15 protein-coding genes and 2 pseudogenes are annotated in these 17,089 nt (G+C 55.2%); 1 reads left to right on the top strand and 16 read right to left on the bottom strand.

From position 1 onward, the window contains the following. The 16 genes and pseudogenes from VL15_RS42470 to VL15_RS38210 form a co-directional block, all read right to left on the bottom strand. The coding region (locus VL15_RS42470) for a hypothetical protein (RefSeq protein WP_155420417.1) at positions 1-1,258 on the bottom strand (1,258 nt) is incomplete at its 3' end. Positions 1,259-1,346: 88 nt separating this feature from the next. Then, positions 1,347-2,417: an IpaD/SipD/SspD family type III secretion system needle tip protein gene (locus tag VL15_RS38285; protein ID WP_196319685.1), complete on the bottom strand. Its 1,071-nt coding sequence runs from the start codon at positions 2,415-2,417 to the stop codon at positions 1,347-1,349. A 66-nt stretch (positions 2,418-2,483) separates the two neighbouring features. Beyond that, a complete protein-coding gene (locus tag VL15_RS38280; protein ID WP_048252088.1) occupies positions 2,484-3,518 on the bottom strand; it encodes an IpaC/SipC family type III secretion system effector in 1,035 nt (344 codons plus the stop codon). Positions 3,519-3,586: 68 nt separating this feature from the next. Beyond that, entirely contained in the window at positions 3,587-5,431 is a 1,845-nt protein-coding gene (sctE, locus tag VL15_RS38275) for a type III secretion system translocon subunit SctE (protein WP_196319684.1), read from the bottom strand. A gap of 11 nt (positions 5,432-5,442) precedes the next feature. Beyond that, positions 5,443-5,937 (bottom strand): type III secretion system translocator chaperone SicA, encoded by a 495-nt coding sequence (gene sicA, locus VL15_RS38270; protein ID WP_048252086.1) that lies wholly within the window; start codon positions 5,935-5,937, stop codon positions 5,443-5,445. A gap of 1,171 nt (positions 5,938-7,108) precedes the next feature. Further along, complete coding sequence (locus VL15_RS38260) at positions 7,109-8,164, bottom strand: EscU/YscU/HrcU family type III secretion system export apparatus switch protein (RefSeq protein WP_048252084.1); 1,056 nt, start codon at positions 8,162-8,164, stop codon at positions 7,109-7,111. A gap of 4 nt (positions 8,165-8,168) precedes the next feature. Next, positions 8,169-8,933: a type III secretion system export apparatus subunit SctT gene (gene sctT / locus VL15_RS38255; RefSeq protein ID WP_048252083.1), complete on the bottom strand. Its 765-nt coding sequence runs from the start codon at positions 8,931-8,933 to the stop codon at positions 8,169-8,171. A gap of 2 nt (positions 8,934-8,935) precedes the next feature. Continuing rightward, positions 8,936-9,190, bottom strand: a complete 255-nt coding sequence (locus tag VL15_RS38250) for an EscS/YscS/HrcS family type III secretion system export apparatus protein (RefSeq protein ID WP_048252082.1) — start codon at positions 9,188-9,190, stop codon at positions 8,936-8,938. A gap of 8 nt (positions 9,191-9,198) precedes the next feature. Next, the gene (locus VL15_RS38245) at positions 9,199-9,879 is read right to left on the bottom strand and encodes an EscR/YscR/HrcR family type III secretion system export apparatus protein (RefSeq protein ID WP_048252081.1); all 681 of its coding nucleotides are present in this window, start codon (positions 9,877-9,879) and stop codon (positions 9,199-9,201) included. After that, complete coding sequence (locus VL15_RS41470; protein ID WP_155420416.1) at positions 9,869-10,831, bottom strand: FliM/FliN family flagellar motor switch protein; 963 nt, start codon at positions 10,829-10,831, stop codon at positions 9,869-9,871. The genes VL15_RS38245 and VL15_RS41470 overlap by 11 nt, the downstream gene beginning before the upstream one ends. Then, positions 10,828-11,784 carry a type III secretion system needle length determinant, SpaN/EivJ family gene (locus VL15_RS42465; protein ID WP_155420415.1) on the bottom strand — a complete coding sequence of 319 codons (957 nt, stop codon included), beginning with the start codon at positions 11,782-11,784 and terminating at the stop codon, positions 10,828-10,830. Before VL15_RS42465 ends, VL15_RS41470 begins: the two co-directional genes overlap by 4 nt. Further along, on the bottom strand, positions 11,766-12,224 hold the full coding sequence (locus VL15_RS38230) for a hypothetical protein (RefSeq protein ID WP_080971113.1): 459 nt from the start codon (positions 12,222-12,224) through the stop codon (positions 11,766-11,768). Before VL15_RS38230 ends, VL15_RS42465 begins: the two co-directional genes overlap by 19 nt. Beyond that, positions 12,211-13,506, bottom strand: coding sequence for a type III secretion system ATPase SctN (gene sctN / locus VL15_RS38225; protein WP_048252077.1), 1,296 nt, complete (start codon positions 13,504-13,506; stop codon positions 12,211-12,213). The genes VL15_RS38230 and sctN overlap by 14 nt, the downstream gene beginning before the upstream one ends. Beyond that, positions 13,503-13,910, bottom strand: coding sequence for a hypothetical protein (locus tag VL15_RS38220; protein WP_048252076.1), 408 nt, complete (start codon positions 13,908-13,910; stop codon positions 13,503-13,505). The genes sctN and VL15_RS38220 overlap by 4 nt, the downstream gene beginning before the upstream one ends. Positions 13,911-13,923: 13 nt before the next feature. Beyond that, positions 13,924-15,957, bottom strand: coding sequence for an EscV/YscV/HrcV family type III secretion system export apparatus protein (locus tag VL15_RS38215; RefSeq protein WP_048252075.1), 2,034 nt, complete (start codon positions 15,955-15,957; stop codon positions 13,924-13,926). Positions 15,958-16,256: 299 nt separating this feature from the next. Beyond that, positions 16,257-16,922, bottom strand: a pseudogene (locus VL15_RS38210) (IS256 family transposase); the annotation flags it as partial. An 85-nt stretch (positions 16,923-17,007) separates the two neighbouring features. Here VL15_RS38210 and VL15_RS42460 point away from each other — a divergent pair. After that, positions 17,008-17,089 (top strand): annotated as a pseudogene (locus tag VL15_RS42460) (IS5/IS1182 family transposase); the annotation flags it as partial.

The raw sequence follows: 17,089 nt of genomic DNA, 5'->3' as shown, positions 1-17,089 counted from the left end.
CCTCAGCATATCGCGGCTGTACCGGCTTAGGCTCCGACGCGGGCGATCGCTTCCTGTACCGTAGAATGTCAGCCTTCGGCTGTGTTATTGAGGTCAATTCAAAGGCTTCTTCCCACGGCTCACCCGGCAGTACTTCCGACGCCCTCGCGGTAACGATTTCCACCGGAGTCAAAACCGGCTCCGCCGGCGCTGCTTGCACATCCTGACCTACATTCACGTTGACGTGTACATCATGACTATCGAACGAAATATCGCCAATCGTGATATTAATTACCGGCCCGGCATCACGGTCCGGGACCTTGTTATCCGGTTTGGTCTGCTTAGGAATCAGACTATCAGGTGCTCGCGTATTCAATTCATGACATATCTGGAGTAACTGCACCACGTTTAGCCCATGCTCCAAATAGCCCTTTTCAGCGTCAAACGCCGATCCGAAAGATCTCAGGTGCGGTTCGTTCTTCTGTTGCATCACCACTTGCCACATCGATTCCTTTTGCTCCCCGTAGGTGAGGGTCCGGATCGGATCCAGCACCTTGTCACACACGAATTTTTGAACGTCTTTCGGTTTAAAATCTGACATAATTTCATTTAGCTTTTGTTCCAGATTTTCGCGATCTCTCCCCCCCTTAACGGCGGAGCTGTCGTGTGTATGGGTCGGACCGAAAGCCTTGGGATTTCTGACAGCGAGATCGGCATACCTAGCCATCAGCCCGTCCAATTTCCGGTCGGCACTCTCAGCTGCGTTACTACCGGAGGCCGACTCTGCCAGAAACATTTTCAAGCATGTCACCGTGGTAGCAAACGTTTCCAGTTGAGCACGCGCCACTGGAGAATTACGCATACGCTCAGTCAGCAAGTCATTTTTCTTGCCAACTCGCGTCTCCGCCTTGCCCAAAGCAGTTTCCACCAACTTATTTTGCAATTTTTCATGCAATCTATCACCACACCCGAAAGATTCAGGATCGACACCCAGCTCTTTCAATATCTTCGAAGCGCTCTCTTTCGACATGATCGAACTCTGATGCCCCCCCCTTCCATTTTCTGCAAGTTTTTGATCTGCACTTTTCACCGAAGTAACATCAGATCGAAAAACATCATTCACGGAAGTTGATGGCGTCATGGTCGCCTTTATTGATTTCTCAACGACCGAAGAAACTCCATTAAATAAACCCTCAAACCCCGCCCGCCCTTCACCACCTTTATAATAACTTGACGGGAACTCACGGGAAAATGCTGACCCAGAAATCGTGCCACCCATAATCTACCCCCAATATATTTCAATCACACATAACTCCTTCACCCCGACACTCCATCGACACGCAACACCCCGACAAAATATCCCCTTATCACGACTGCAGGAATGTCTTATCGGTGTCAGCCATGGATGTGATGGTTGAGCTCAGGACTTTGACAAGATTATCGAAAATTGAATTGGCCTGATTACATTTTTGGCTCAATACTTGCACCGAATTTTGAACCTGGTCTTTCTGAGCATCAAATCCGTCCTCCCATGCTTGGAATGCTGCCGTATCAACCTTGTAATCTCCGTTTCCGATGCTTGTCGAATTACTTTCCAGGCTCGTTAGATCGCCAACCATTTCCGTCAGCGGCGTAATATCCACTTTAACTTCGTAACTACCACCCTCATCAGATACGCAGCTGGACGGCAAGCCCAAAGCCTTGGCAAATGCATCCGCATCCGATTTACTATCGAACGTTCCAAGAACACCTAGGGTTCCATCATTAACATTTTTAATAAGTCCATTCAAATCATTAATCAGCGATCCGATATTAAAATCAACATAATTTGAATCACTATCCATCTTGACATCCCCCCCCAATTCACTAACGACGTTGGTGAAGGCCTCAAAAAATTCCAAATAACCTTCCATGGCAGTAAAGTAGTCGTCTAGGTAATTTGATTCGATATCACCGATAGCTTCCGCCAGGTCATTGCAAAATCCGAAATCTGAAAAATCACTGTCCGATGAAGATCCTTCATCATTCGCTGCAACGATGGCACCACCACCCGCTGCAACATAAGCCACCTTAAGCTCGGATCCGAAACCGGATATTTGATTCGCGTCGAGCAGCACCCCACACAGTTTGTGGACAGCCAGGGTCATCTGCACGTGTGCACCCTGGACTTGCTTGGCGGAACGCATCCCCGTCGCGTTGGTCGGCAACCGACTCGATTGGAGCATGCCCCCAATACTGCTCAAACGTCTCAATAGCGACGTCGCGCCTAGCGCTGCCGACGCCCCTTGTCCCGCACCTGCGGATTTACCAGCATTGGAGGCCTTCCCCTTACTCGAAGACTTGGCCGGATCGGAAGTGGCTTCGCCTGCCGGTACATCCTGCGATCTTCCCGGATTAAGGTTAACTACCGGCATCTGACGATCAATTCCAGTTGTCATGGTGGCAATCCTCATCTCAGTCCGGGTCACACGTCGCCATGGCAAGGACCCGGTATTAATCAACGATTAAACATGCATGTTGCCGGCGATGCTGCCGTCCGCAGCGGCGGTTTGCTCCATTAAACTTTCGAGAAGTTGGGCCGCTTTCTGCAATGCGCTGCGATCGTTGTCGTCCTGCTTAGCTGCCTCCTGGACCAATTCCTTGAACACCGCGCCGGTGGCATTGGCCATATCACGGTTCGAATTGTCGTCGGCTGCTTCCGTATTGAAGCCGCTCTCGATTGCGCCCGGTACAACCTGTCCCGCCACCTGGACAACCGAGGCTCGCGAGCGCATCTTCTGACTGTCAAGACCAACCTCTCGATCTGTCAGCTTGAAATCGCCTGCTTGCTTCGCCGCCGGCGCCGACAAGAGATCCTCAAAGTTGTTCTCGCGCGCGCCTTCACGGCGCCCATTTTCTGCAGCGCTTTCGAGCCCGCTTGCAGGGCGGAGATTCTTGTCGATCGATTTCGCCTCGCGATCAAGCGAAGAAACAGTCATCGCATTGGCACCAACCGCCAACGTACTGCCAATAACTGCGCCCATGATCTGACCTGTCATCTGACTCTGCGCCGCACTCACTTCATTATTAGCGGCATCCTTTGCCTCAGTTTGTGCAAGCATGCCGAATTGGCCACTCAACTCGGCATTCGCCTGCGCGGCGGACAACATCACTGCTTCAAGCTCCACCATCAGATCGTTGTATTCCGGAGTTGTGATGTTTGCGAACGTTTCCGTAGCCTGCGTGTTCGCCGGACCACCAGCATTGACGGCGGCCTCCGGCCGGCTTCCAGCCAGCCGGCCCACTTGCTGAGCCAGCGCCTGAAGCGCCATGCCGCCCTCCGGGGCCCGCAATTGCACCGCACTGGGCAGCATTGACGCGCCGGCCTGGGTCTGAGCCGCCACCGAACCGACCAGGATGGCAAGATTCTCCGATGCCTTCTTTGACTTCGACCTGTCAACAGACGCCAAACTGTCATCTGAAATCACCGACTCCGATTGAAGCTTATTCAGGGTCACCGGATTCTGGGTTTGATAGGTCTGGATAGGATTAATAGACATGATTATTCACCCATATAGATTAAATGCAATACAAAAATAAAGCATAAAACACATTAGCGATTAAAAACTCAAAGCGCACGTGTCTGCTGGCCAATGAACATTCCGGTCTGCATTTCAGCTTCCATGGCGGAACTGGCGAGCTGCATCATTTCATTCAGCATCTTGCTCGTTTGCGTATACTGATCTATTGCTTCCGAGATCGCCTGACTCATCTCCATCATGGCTTCATCGAAATGGAGAGCGGCCAGTGCGTCCGCGGCATTCTTTTCGCTCACACTGTTTACCACCCGGATGGCACTCGTACTCACTGCGTCGACTGCCCGCCCGATATGAGCACCTTTTTCTAGCTTTTTACCGAAAATCTTTCGCGACTCAGGATCGTCTGCGAGACCGATCTGCTCCGACAGTTTCTCTGCCGCGCTCGCAGCCATGTCTCCGATCTTGCCTGCGACCTCCTTGACAACGTCGGGAACCATCTTGGCCACCGCTTTCGTAATGGCTTCCCCAAATTTCTCTGCCAGCTTCGCGGCAGCTTTTTTTCCAACCATCGCGACAACAGCGATCATCGCGATCATTGCTGCGGCTCCCACTACGGCACCGACGATCGAGCCAACCATCGATGCCGTCTTTGCATTCACGCCTAGATCTTCGAGAAGCCCAGTCACCGCATGGGAAATCGCTTGCACCAGCGGTTTGAGCACATCATTCAGCAGCGGTTTGAGCGCCTCGGCAATAAAATCGACGCCGGTTGCAGCCTTGACGATCTTGTCAGTCGCCATGATGCCGAGGCCGATAGCGGCGATAGCCAGCGAAGCGCCGCCGGAAAACGCCGCACCGACTACGCCGATCAGCGATATCACCGCACACACAAGCTTGCCGATACAACCCATGTTTTTTTGGCTCTGCACCTGCTGCTCGAAATCGGCGGATTGGGCTTCCATGTCAGCCTGTCGGCTCTCCTGCATCGCCTGGAAGATCTCCAGCTTGCTCTTCAGATCGTCCTCGTTTGCCTTGCCGGTGATTTCGAGGCAAGCGGCCATCATTGCCGTCAGCTTCGCAGCATCGGAAAGATGAGACTGAACTGACGGGGTCAGCTGCGCCTGCGCGGTTGGCGCCAAGGTGTCGAGAATACTGTCGGCTTGCTCGACGGCGTCGCTATAGGTATTCAAGGCAGAAACCGCGTTTTTCACCGCCTCTTTCGCCATACTTACCGCGTTGGCGGCAGCCGTTTCGGCCGCATCGGCGTCTGTCTTAACGCTGTCATAATCAGGATCGTCTTGGCTCATGCCCGCCAGTTGTTCCTCCAATTTATTGGCGTCAATCGTGTCGCTCTTTGCCGTACTGACTGCCTGGACAGCCTGGCTCACTGCATTCTCCGCATCAGATTTCGCCTGGTCAGCCTGTTCCACCGCTTGGTTGAATGCCGCCGAGTTCTGAGTGGCCTCGCTTTGCTGGCTCTGCATCTGAGCATCCAGCATGTCCAGCTGGTTGTTGAGTTGATCCAATGAGCTGTTACCGAGCAACTGCCCGAGAGAGGCGAGCAGAAAGGTCTCCTTGGCGGTATCGGTCAACCCATTCATAGTCCCAACGTTGGACGACGATGCCGTTTCATTGGGTGCAGCAGCCCGCTTCGGTGCGACAAGAACCGGCGCGTTCGATCGGCTCCCCGGCGCGCGTGCGTCCGCTTCATTCATCGGACCGGCAAGCCGATTGGCCACTACCTCCATCGCCTTTCTTGCACTTTCCGGGTCCAATCCCTTTCCCGAGCAGCTGGATCGCAATCGCCCGACCTGGCTCAGATCACTTGCGGTAGACGTAGTACTTTTTTGCTGCTGATCACCCTTCGTCGACAATTCACTTACCTTTCCCATCAAACTGGAAAGTGAAATATCTTGAGTAACTCGAATATTCATCGCCTTCCTCATTAGTTATCGTCTTCGACTGCTTCAATTTTCGACGTCTTTGCATCGGCGAGAGCGTCTAAATAAGCTTGCGCCTGATCTCGCAGGCTCTGATCCCTGCATTGCATGGCCACCATTTCAAAATACTGTCGCGCCTTTCCCACCTTACCTAACGAAAGATGGCATTGCCCCGCATGAAACACTGGACGAAAATCGTTCTTCGACAGCGCGTAAGTCACCGTGTACAGATCGGCCGCTTGCTGATAACGCTGCTGCAGCTGAAATACGGCCGCCAGCCCCATCATGTAGTCTGCGTTTCGGAAATCATAAAGACACAAAAACCGGAAAAATTCCTCGGCCTGCTGTAATTGCCCCTTGTTATATGAATCGAATGCAAATGCATAGATGCCCTCCATCACATCGTCGGGAACACCGTGGATATCCTTCAGCAAAGCCCCCTTCATCACGGCATCCAGAACGCGCGCGGCAACGTTCTCTTTCGAAACATTCTCGCTCATGGATCTCAACTCCTATAAATACTGCGACGTTCGAATCGCAGCAGGTTGAAAAATACTCTCACGGACAAGGTCGCGTGACTTTAATAAAACGCTCGTTCGTCAAGGTGAAGAGGACGGAAACGCGGCCACTCTCTCACTGCCGTCAAGCCATGCAAAAATCTGCTGAGTCGGCTCCGCTTCGTTTCAATTTTATTGCTTTACGATATGGAACATCTCGCATTCCAACGGAGCCCCCAGAATTCCTGGCGCGCCCATTTTATCTTCATAAGCCAGAGTAGGCCGATCTTAAAATCCATCAGGCCGGTTGGTATTTGACCAACCAGCGCTGAAATGATTTCGACCATCAGCGTTACGCTCGACAACTCTAGCCAGATTAATCCTTCAGCCGACTTCTTGAGCATGCCCCCCTTTATTTTTAATATAAACACTTTGGAGAGACAAACAGATCATGGAGATCAAGAAACGGAATGGCGTCAGAATACGATCAATATATTATCCGAAGCCCACATTTCGATCTTGATTGGACTCTGATGAGCACAATGAAACGTTTCCCAAAAAATCTTCCACACACCCCCGCTTAAATTTACTCAATATCAAAAAATATACCATTAATTCGCGCACCTGCAACCCTGGTTAGCCAAAACAATCCGGACATAATAGAATTAGATCTCGATTACCCGCGCAAATCGCATCGAACCGAGAAATTCGATGGAACCAAATGCCAACCCAGCGCGGTTTCGGTTCGGGGGCGGCCTGTTGGCGCCGGCTTCGCGACTGACACGAAGCCGGCGTGATCATTGCGTAGCATGCCTGTGTATCGGGCGCGCCATCGGCACCGATGATGTAGGCGGGCTCGTCGGTAGGGATCTGATCAAGCGGTTCAGGTAGGGCTTCGCTGTCAGCAGAGTCTCGGTGTGTCATCAGCACTCAGCTGATGCTCACAGCTGGCCGCTGTTTACGTCAAGCCGTCCCGAGATGGAATGACAGCCACGGCACACAGCAAGGCTGCTTATGGGTGGACAGTCCGTAGTATCGGCATCTCGAATGTATCGGCGCGTAACCAGCGGCACCTCAAACCCTCCTTCTCAAAATGGGGCCGCATAGATGGTTCAGTATTGTTTCTAGATGCCTTCCGATTCATTTCAGATAACTCCATGAAACGCTTACTCGATCAGAACGATGAGAGAGGAACCCCTCCCGCCTTCTCGACATCCTCGAGCCACTTTAGAATCTGCAGGATCTCCTGAAGCTCGTCGAGGTTGACGAAGCTGTACCGCTTGGTCGTTCGGAATATTTTGCGCGCCAGCGGCACATTCCGAATGATGGGCACCCCCATCTTCCTCGCGTACGCTTGCACTGCCAGTGCTCGCTGATTGGTTTCCATCAGCGACACAAAAGGCAGCGGCACGATTTCCGGATTGAAGTAAATACCGACCGATATGTGCGTCGGGTTCGCGACGATGAACTTCGATTTCGCGACGTCCGACTTGACTTGCTCGGAAAGGATTTCCATGTGCACCTCGCGCCGGCGCGATTTAACTTCCGGATTGCCTTCCTGCTCCTTGTACTCGCGCTTGATTTCTTCCCGATCCATCATCATGTCTTTCATGAACAGAAAATACTCGGCGAGCGCATCAAGCACCACCACCACCGCTATGCTGAGCAGCAGCAGGCAGAAGAGATCCCACGCCATGTCGCGCCATACTGCGAACAGATCCGTGACTCTTGTCGAGTCAAGCTGCGCATACGCTTCGTGTCGGTGCAGATGCCAGAACACGGGCACGACCGATGCGATAACGATCAAATACAGCACGCTCTTGACCGCATCCTTGATCGTGCGAATACTGAAAATCTTCTTGAATCCCTTCATCGGATTCAACGCGCCCAAATTGGGCTTCAAGGCTTCCGTCGCCATTGAAAACCGGTTCAGCAGCAGCGATGGCAACGCGCCAGCAATCACGCACATCCCCACGAAAGGCAATGCCAGACGGAAGAACGTCTCGGCCGCCACGACAATAAATGCCTGTGGCGATACGTCGAAGTTGCGCTGGACCAGACCCACGAACAGATCACGTATCGGCGTGAGTGGCATTCCGGATAACAGATACGCTGCTCCGCACAGCAACAGAACCAGGATGAACAGGTCTTTTGGTTTGAAGGTCTGCCCCTTGCGACCCGCGTCTCGCAGGCGCTTGGGTGTCGGTTTCTCGGTCTTGTTCGCTGACATGTGTTCACCCCCCCGTGATCCAACGGGCGAGAGATGGCGGTGCGGCCAAAGCCATCATTCGATGTGGCAATTCCGGACCGAAGTACAGAAGCATCACGAATATTGCGATCAGGCTCTTGACTGTCATCGACACTGAGAATGCATTCAGTTGCGGTGCAAACCGCGACAGCAACCCGAGTACGGTTTCAGTCAACAGCAGCGTGATCAGCACGGGCGAAGCTAGTACGGCCCCATTCCACACGGTTTCACCGATCAACGTGAGCACGGGATACAGCGCCAGATGGAATTCACCTGTTAGCGGCATGATCCGATAGCTGTCAGCGAGGGTTCGCATCATCAGAACCAGACCATCGCGCTGCAGATAGATCGCTGCGGAAAATACGTTCAGGAAACCTGCGAGTTCAGACGTTTCGACACCATTGGCTGGATCCATGCTGCTGCTGATGGTCGCTCCGCGCTGGTTATCGATGATGCAGCCGAGCGCGTGAAACGCCCAGAACGGCACACCTAGCATCAATCCAAGCAGAATGCCGACGATAAACTCACGAACGATCAGGCCAGAATAGAACGGAATGTGGCCCGTTACCGCTGGCAGCGCGTCACCATGGAACGGCATTAAGCCAATCACGACCAGCGCGATCAACGCATTGCGCACAGAGCCGGTCAGCACATCGCTGTTCAGGAACGGCAGCAGGTAGAACACCGGCGAGATTCTCACGAACCCAAGTGCCAACCAGCCGGTCCAGGTCAAGATGTCGTATGTCAGCATCGTCAGTTCAACGCCAACGCAAGCACTTCACGACCGAAATTCAGCATCCGTTCGCCAAGCCAGCCGGACATCAGGAACAGTGTCAGCGACACGGCCACGAGCTTGACGCCAAACGCCAACGTTTGCTCTTGCAACTGCGTCACGGTCTGCACGATTCCCACCAGCAAGCCAACCACGGTGGCCACCACTATCGGGCCAGCCGACATGACCAACATCAGATACAGCGCCTTATTGCCAGCGAAAACGAGATTGTCCAAGTCCGCTCCTAGTGGTGATGCCCTAGCGCTAGGTACTGCTTGATCAGTCCTTCAGACAGTAGAGACCAGCCATCCATCGCGACGAACAGTAGTAGTTTGATCGGGGTCGAGATCGTGACTGGACTCATCATCATCATTCCCAGCGCCAGCAGGATGCTCGACACAAGGAGATCGACGACCACAAAAGGAAGATAGATATAGAAGCCGATCTTGAACGCACTCTTGAGTTCACTCAACGCATAAGCTGGTAGCAATATGGTCAGCGAGTCGCTCGCGTCATTTGCTTGCTCATCGGGCGACGTTTTGCCTCGTGCCACGATGTTGCGGTCATCTTCAATCCGGCCGAAGAATTGGACAAGGCCAGGGTCGGCATACCGTTTCAGGTAACCCTTATATCCACCCAGGCCCTCTTCGACGAATTGCACAATTGACGTCACGCTGTTTACCTGAATGCCTTGCTCCGCGTAGTAAGCGTAAGCCTGGCGGGCAATCGGCATCATCGCGAATGCGGACAGCATCAGCGCCACGCCGTTCAACACCAGATTGGACGGCACTTGCTGCAAGCCGAGCGCGTTGCGCACGATGTTGAATACGATCGAAATCTTCGCATAGCAAGTTCCACAGGCCACCAGATAAGGCACGAGCGTCGCTAGCGCCAGTACGGCGATCAGCGAAATGTCATTCGACATCGCCGCGCTCCATAAAGATCTCCGTCAGCTCCACGCCCAAGCCAGCGTCGAGCTGCACTAGTTCGCCCTGCGCTGCCCATTGTCCGTTCACGCGGAGTCGAACCCTGCGCGCAGCGTCAGACTCCATCGGGAAGACCTGCCCGGGTTCCATGCGCTGCAACGTAGTCAATGTCACCGTGCTCTGCTGAAGCACGAATTCGACCGTCAGAGGCAAACGTTCGATGTTGAATGAGGATGACGTCACCGGTGCTTCGACTTCAAGCTCCTTTGCGTTTTCTATCAAATTTTCCATTACCACTCCCTCTTCGGTCACCACATAATCGAACAGCGCCATGCCTTGACTGTGGACACGGCACCGCGCGTCGGTAATCAGCATGACATCACCGGGCCGCATTCGTCGTAACACGCGGAGGCTGACCGCGCTGACGCCCAAAAGCCAATCCAGCGGCACCGGCAACGTCGGCACTATGTCAGCGGACAGTGCCTCGCGTGGCATCAAACTTTCCGGCAAAGACGAGCAGTACATATGCCCTGTAGCAAAAGGCAATTGCAGCAATTGATTGGGAAGATTTTCACCAGTTTCGATCACAAGCGCGCGGGCCTGACATCCTTCAAACCACGGGCCGGGTCCCGTCAGCGCCTGAGGCTGGGCATCGAACAGTGTCAGCACAATGCGAGGAGACCGCGCCGCACCGCCTAGTCCAGCCCAGTCTGGCGCAATCCCAGCCAGCCATGGCAATAGTGGAACCCAGCCCGACCATTTGCCGCCCGGACTGTCGATGTCCACCCGTATGTAATCGGCATGGCGAGGAGGGCGAGCTTCACGCACATCGCCATACCCGGCCCGCTGCAAATGCAAAACCTGCTGTCGACGCATCAAGTCTTGTTGCGCCACCCGCCGTAATCTCAAATCTGATCGACGCAATGAAGCGGAAACCGACTCGAAATTCACGCGTCCTCCTCGTCTCGGCCGTCATCCCGCGCGTGCTTGCCATGCCCGTCGGAATGCTGCTCACCTTCGCCCGCGAGTTGCCAGTGCGGCTTGCCGGACTGGGACAGCGCATCGTGCAACCGCTGCCCGACTTGCGCATCGGATGGACGCAACAACAGGCCGACGCCCGCCGTTTGTTCGATACGCACATAGCGTAGGTCTCCCCAGCTCTGAAAATTCCAAACCAGACCTTGAGGCTCCGACGATGATTCGCGGGACATCGCCACTGCCCGCCTGAGTACATTCGCCTGCTGCGGCGCGGGTGGCGTGGAATGTTCGCTATTACTAGCGTGTACCATCGTTTTTGACTGAATGGGAAGCGCGGCGCCCGCAATGGATTCTGTGGCGGCGCCCTGAAGCACGGCGCGCCGGTGCTCGTCGGAAGACGTCGCCGTATCTGCCGCGCCGACTGAGAACGGATTCAGCTGCGCAAACGGTGATTGCTTTGGCGTATCCCGAGCATCGCGCATCGAATCGGCTTGCGTGTCTTCATGTCCGACGGCATTCGCGCCCGCATCGAAATCGTGTCGACCTGGTTCGCGGGCACCGCTTTCATTGCGGCCAGTATGCCGCTGCGTCAATGCGAATCGTTCACTCGCGTCGCTTACAGCACAACCATTACGCGATGATGATCCGGTATCATGCCCAGACTGCTTCTTGAAGCTGCCATTCTGATTAAGCGACGTTTCCCGAGCAGCGTCGTGTACATCCTGCCCCCCCGCACTCGTCAACGTCATTCGCTGGTCTTCCGGCAAGCGTTGCCACATCTGCATAACGTTCTGCTCGAACGTTTGCTTCGACTGGCGGCGATGGTCTTTGCGTTTGTGCTCAGAATTTTGCTCAACATCTTGCTCGGGCGCGATGCTCCCGGAAGCATGAGCCGGAATCGTTGCATTCAATCCTGTCTGCGACATGTCACAAGCTCCTCAATCATCGAGTCCTCTTCGCGAAGCCTCATTCGACTGCGCTCCCTTTTCAATCGCGTCAGCCACCGCTGGTACTTCTCATTCCGGCGCTGAAGCACCGACATACGCTGCTCAGCCTCGCGCATTGCAGTCACGCAGGCATCCTCACGTTCCTTCGCGTCCCGCTGCACTAGCGTGTGTTCATGAATTTGCTGTTGCACGACGGCCAGGCGCCGCCGCTGCGTAAACAATGCTTGTCGATCCAGTACTTCACCGTCCGCGTTACGGGTATTTCGCAGCGCAACCAGCCCGTCACGCACGGCCTTCGCATCGGCAACGGCCTTGCGCGCCCGCTCCATGTCGCGTTCGGCAATAGCGACGTGTTTGCGTCCACGCTGAACCCGGCTCTCACTCAACCTCACGAGATTACGCGCCTTAGCTAATGGCATCGCTCATTACCTCCAGCAGCCTCGCGCCAGTCACCCCCCGTTCGTCCGCACGCTGCCTAAGGAACACATCAAGCGGTTCCTGAAGTTGCATGATTCGGTCGTTGTCAGGGTTTTCGCCGCGATGGTATTCACCGAGATCTACATAGACCTGTAACCCCTCAAGTCGCGACAACACAGTCCGTATTTGGCCGACAAGCTCCTGCTGCTCCGCAGACATAACCGAGCCGGCCACGCGGCTGGCGCTGCGCAATACGTCAATGGCTGGGTAGTGGTTACGCGCCGCCAGCTTGCGGCTTAGATAAATGTGCCCGTCCAGAATGGACTTGATTTCCTCTCCGATCGGATCGACTTCATCTTCACTTTCCAGCAACACGGTGTAGAACGCCGAGATGCTGCCTTGGCGCGTCAACCCAGGGCGCTCCAGAATCCGCGGCAACGCGTCAAAGACTGAAGCCGGATAGCCGCGCCGTGCCGGCATTTCGCCGGCGGCTAACGCAACGTCACGCAACGCACGCGCATAGCGCGTCATCGAATCGATGAACAGCACTACGTTGTCCCCCTGACTTCGGAAATATTCGGCAACGGTCGTAGCCAGCAATGCTGCGTTGCAGCGATCGACCGGTGCCTGGTCCGACGTCGCATAAACCAGCACGCACCGCGCACCAGATCCCGATTTCCGCAAGTGAGTCACGAACTCCGTTACTTCGCGACCGCGTTCACCGATCAACCCGATCACGAACAGATCGGCCTCACCGTGATTGATCAGCATGCTCATCAGCGAAGTCTTGCCGCAACCGGCTGCCGCGAAGATGCCCAGCCGCTGGCCGAGCCCACAGGTGAGCAAGCCGTCGATCGCACGGATTCCGGTGTTCAGCGGTGTTTCAACAGGCAACCGTTCCGAATAGACCGGCGGAGCCGTGTCCACCGAACGCGCTTCACTGGCCATCAGCCCCGATTCGCCGGCCAGTCGCTCAACCACATCGCCAGCCGCATTGACAACACATCCGGCCAGATGGTCTCCGATACGTGCCGTCAAACCAGCACCAGTCGGCATGATGACAGTGGCCCGGGACAAGCCTTGCGGTGAACCCATCAGGCTGAGAACGGTCCTGTCCTCCTTGAAGCCGACAACCTGAGCACGGCCACATATCTCAGTCATGTCCGGCGACGCGCGCAATTCGCAAACCTCGCCCACCGCGACGCCTTGCAACGAAGCCTCGATAATGGACCCGTGCTGGCTGACGAGATGCGCGCCACGGCGCAGAAGAGTCGGCGTAGTCACTGAATGAGCGCCTTCGAGAATGATTCAACACGCTCAAAGAACGTGTTGAGCGCCCCGGCCATCAATTCGGGGCTCTCCATCACCTCGTGACACAGCAAAGCCTGTACTACAAGCTGCTCGTCTTCGTCACGCACCAACATCAGGTATCCATTCACAGTGAAATCAACGGGCTCGAACATCAACTCGATCAAATCCGCCGCCGCGGACTTGATGACCGACGGCCGATACTCGGCGATAGGGCACCACAGCCATACTCCCTTGTTTAAGTCCCCCAGGAAAAACTGTGGCCGATCACGAAATTCAAACGCGATTGGCGCGTGAGCGTCCATTTCGCCAATCAGAGACGGATCACAGCCCATGACATTCAGTGCGTCGCGCACGAGTTGAGGCAAATTGGCTTGCATCTCTACGTTTTCCTTAAATGGTTTTTATTACATTGATTGCAACGCCATCGGACACCTCCGCGAACGAGATGACCTCCAGTTCCTCGAACTGGTTCTCGAGCAGTTTTTTGATGAAACGGCGTACATCTACCGACGTAAGCACTACCATGTCGCGTTGAGCCAGGGTGGTGGTCTGCAACGCAGCCGCAAAAGCATCGGTCACCGTGGCGGCCTCGGCTGGCGCGAGATTCAGGAAAACGCCGGCCGATGTTTCGCGGATACCCTGACGAACCGCTTCCTCAGTTTCCGCCGACACCACCAACGCGCGCAGCTCGCCGCCGATTGCGAACTTGTGACTGATGTACCGCGCCAAATTTCCGCGGACGTGCTCAACCAAAGACAGCACATCCTTTTCACGCGGCGCCCATTGCGCGAGCGCCTCCAGCACGAGCTTCATATTGCGGATCGAAATACGCTCGCCAAGCAAGCGCTGGATCACTTCAGAAATGCGCTGCACCGTTGCATGGCGATAGGTTTCCTTGAGTAGATCTGGATATTTGGCTTCCAGTTTGTCTAGCGTGTTCTTGGTTTCCTGCACACCAAAAAACTCTGTGATGTGACGGGTCATAACGCCGGCCATCACGCGATACAACTCCTCTTCCGCCGAGCGCGTCTGCATGCCCATCTTCTGTAAGGTTGTCTGATCCTGAATCAGCGCCCACACGCTACCGTCCGCCGTTCGCTCCAGCGATAATTGCAATCCGGCCAACGTATCCGCCGGATTGACGATGCGAACGCGCTCGAAGTGGATCTCCATTTGCGCAGCGCGTATTTCGTTAATCATTAACACGACACCATGCTCATCGACACCGGGCGAATGCCGAACGACGAAATCAGGGATAGTGACACCATAGTCGAGGAAAAAGCGACTGCGGAAACGCTGCATCAACGCAGCGGCGTCGAGACTAGCCGCACGCGCCTGGGACAGCAACAGAATGAACGGCACGGCTTCAGCCGGCAGCGCCTCCATATCGGGGAGCTCTGGCGATTCGCTCTCGTCGAAGGAGGTCAACGCAGTTTCGCCGGCTGCCGGCACCTTCGCACGCTTCTCGCGCCACATTCGCAGGCCGTACAGGCCGCCAAGAGACGAAGCGATCAGCGCGAACACCGGTAGAGGAAAGCCGGGTAGCATCCCGATCGACAGTGCAAGCAGCGCCGCTACGAGCAGCACAAACGGCTTGCCGAGCAGCTGGCTCATAATATTGCGACCCATATTGGTGTCGCTTCCGTTCACCCGGGTAACGATGAAGCCGGCACCGATCGAGATCAGCAACGACGGAACCTGCGCCACAAGGCCGTCCCCAATAGTCAGCATCGTGTACGTGTTCAGCGCTTGCGACATATCCATGCCTTGCTGCAGCACACCCACCGAAATACCGCCGACCAGGTTGACCAGTGCAATGATGATGCCGGCGATAGCATCACCCTTGATGAACTTCATCGCGCCGTCAAATGATCCATACAGTTGACTCTCGCGTTCAAGTACGCTACGGCGTTCTCGCGCCTGTTCTGCATCGATGATCCCGGCCTTCAGATCGCTATCGATACTCATCTGCTTGCCCGGCATCCCGTCCAACGAGAACCGCGCGGCGACTTCTGCAACCCGTTCCGAGCCCTTCGTGATCACGATAAACTGCACAATCGTGACGATCGAGAACACGACAAAACCGACCACTAGGCTATCGCCGATTACGAAGCGGCCAAAGGTGGCAATGATGTGCCCCGCATCGGCGTTGAGCAGGATCAGACGACTGGTGCTGATGGAGAGCGCGAGGCGGAACAGGGTCGTAATGAGCAGAATCGAAGGAAACGTAGAAAAGTCTAGAATCCGCTCAATGTAAAAGGAACCCATGAAAACGAGAATCGCAATGACGATGTTCAGGCCGATCAAGAAATCGATCACCCATGTCGGCATCGGAATGATCAGCATCGCGATGATCGTGATCATCAACGCCACGATCAGTAACTCTGGCCGGGATGTGAACCCATTGGAAAATTTCTTGAGCATGTGTCCCTTCGGTCGGAGTATAAGCACCAGCTGGAAGCGTGTGGATTGACATGCGATCCAGCGACAGGCAGGCACCGAGACTTGATTGCAAGACTACTCGAGGCCCTTATTGCGATCCTGATTGAAACCTGATGAGGTGCGACTAAGATCTGCTAACACAAGCCAGAGCCTGTCAGATTTAATGAGATGGTCATCCCCGCCTCACGAGCGAGGGTTACGCTTGTAGGGTGCTTTTTTGGGAGAATCCATCATGCAAGGAGCTAATGTCAAATGTGGTGTACGACGGTCGGCTGGCATGATCAGGCGGCAAGCGGTTGCGCAGAAGCCGGCGCGCTCTCGGTCACCGGTGTTCCGTCCTTGAAGGGCACGCCTTTCAAGAGCTGTCCGATCTTGTCGACACCGCGAATGCGGCGCCACGACTGCTCAGCTGCTTCGATGAGCTTGAAGGCCATGCCAAGGAATGTCGCGCGCGATAGACAGTTGCGCGTGCGGGTCGTGCGATGGCGGACTGTCGCGAAGGTCGACTCGATCGGATCCGTCGTGCGCACGTGTTGCCAGTGCTCGGCCGGGAAGTCGTAGAACGCGAGCAGATCGTCGCGATCCTTCGTGATCTTCTCGGCAGCTTTCGGATATTTGACCGTATAGGTCGCGACGAAGTGATCGTAGGCGACGATCGCATCGGCGCGCGTCGCCGCGTTCCAGATCTCCGCGAGCGCTACCTTGGCCTTGCTCTGTTGCGACTTCGGCAAGGCGTTGAGCACGTTGCCGATCTTGTGAAACCAGCAGCGCTGGTGCCGCGTCTGCGGGAACACTTCCTCGAGCGCCGCCCACAAGCCCATCGCACCGTCGCCACAAGCCAGCAGCGGGCCGGCTTGCAAACCACGAGCCTTCAGGTCCAGCAGCAACTCGACCCACGATTCCTTCGACTCGCGATAGCCGTCGGCGAGCGCGACACGCTCCTTAGAAACGGTTTCAAAAAGGCCAAGTGGGGCTGTTAACTTTCGCGGCGAGCTGTTAACCTCAGGCATCGGAACAACCGAGACCGAGGAGATGGCCAAGCCGATCATCGACGATGAATTGTGGACACTGATCGAGCCGTTACTGCCGCCACCCAAGCCGCGGCGCGAGAAGA

Origin of the sequence: Burkholderia cepacia, assembly GCF_001039005.1 — a bacterium.
In the GTDB taxonomy this organism is placed as follows: Bacteria; Pseudomonadota; Gammaproteobacteria; order Burkholderiales; family Burkholderiaceae; genus Burkholderia; species Burkholderia theae.
The sequence above is the reverse complement of the archived record's forward strand: the minus strand, read 5'-3'. Positions and strand labels throughout refer to the sequence as shown.